Here is a 1,464-nt window from a genome sequence, read left to right as displayed (position 1 = left end):
AAATTGCTCTTTGAAAACTGAACGAACAATAAAACGTCAACGTTTAAAAAAGATTCTTCGGAATCAACAATGTACATTATGTACACAAGAGCTAATCAACTCTTTCTTGGAGAGTTTGATCCTGGCTCAGGACGAACGCTGGCGGCGTGCCTAATACATGCAAGTCGAGCGGACGGATGGGAGCTTGCTCCCTGAAGTCAGCGGCGGACGGGTGAGTAACACGTGGGCAACCTGCCTGTAAGACTGGGATAACTTCGGGAAACCGGAGCTAATACCGGATAATGCTTTTGGACTCATGTCCTTAAGCTGAAAGATGGTTTCGGCTATCACTTACAGATGGGCCCGCGGCGCATTAGCTAGTTGGTGAGGTAACGGCTCACCAAGGCAACGATGCGTAGCCGACCTGAGAGGGTGATCGGCCACACTGGGACTGAGACACGGCCCAGACTCCTACGGGAGGCAGCAGTAGGGAATCTTCCGCAATGGACGAAAGTCTGACGGAGCAACGCCGCGTGAGTGATGAAGGTTTTCGGATCGTAAAACTCTGTTGTTAGGGAAGAACAAGTACCGGAGTAACTGCCGGTACCTTGACGGTACCTAACCAGAAAGCCACGGCTAACTACGTGCCAGCAGCCGCGGTAATACGTAGGTGGCAAGCGTTGTCCGGAATTATTGGGCGTAAAGCGCGCGCAGGCGGTCCTTTAAGTCTGATGTGAAAGCCCACGGCTCAACCGTGGAGGGTCATTGGAAACTGGGGGACTTGAGTGCAGAAGAGGAGAGTGGAATTCCACGTGTAGCGGTGAAATGCGTAGAGATGTGGAGGAACACCAGTGGCGAAGGCGACTCTCTGGTCTGTAACTGACGCTGAGGCGCGAAAGCGTGGGGAGCGAACAGGATTAGATACCCTGGTAGTCCACGCCGTAAACGATGAGTGCTAAGTGTTAGAGGGTTTCCGCCCTTTAGTGCTGCAGCAAACGCATTAAGCACTCCGCCTGGGGAGTACGGCCGCAAGGCTGAAACTCAAAGGAATTGACGGGGGCCCGCACAAGCGGTGGAGCATGTGGTTTAATTCGAAGCAACGCGAAGAACCTTACCAGGTCTTGACATCCTCTGACACTCCTAGAGATAGGACGTTCCCCTTCGGGGGACAGAGTGACAGGTGGTGCATGGTTGTCGTCAGCTCGTGTCGTGAGATGTTGGGTTAAGTCCCGCAACGAGCGCAACCCTTGATCTTAGTTGCCAGCATTCAGTTGGGCACTCTAAGGTGACTGCCGGTGACAAACCGGAGGAAGGTGGGGATGACGTCAAATCATCATGCCCCTTATGACCTGGGCTACACACGTGCTACAATGGATGGTACAAAGGGCTGCAAGACCGCGAGGTTTAGCCAATCCCATAAAACCATTCTCAGTTCGGATTGCAGGCTGCAACTCGCCTGCATGAAGCCGGAATCGCTAGTAATCG

General features: G+C 53.1%; 1 rRNA gene (cut by a window edge). It reads left to right on the top strand.

The window, feature by feature from the left end:
- Positions 1-103 precede the first annotated feature (103 nt).
- A 16S ribosomal RNA gene (locus B7E07_RS21185) occupies positions 104-1,464 on the top strand; it runs 189 nt beyond the window's last position.

Origin of the sequence: Cytobacillus gottheilii (assembly GCF_900166665.1) — a bacterium.
Lineage (GTDB): Bacteria > Bacillota > Bacilli > Bacillales > Cytobacillaceae > Cytobacillus > Cytobacillus gottheilii_A.
Note: the sequence above shows the minus strand (reverse complement) of the source record. Positions and strands in the feature narration are given on the sequence as shown.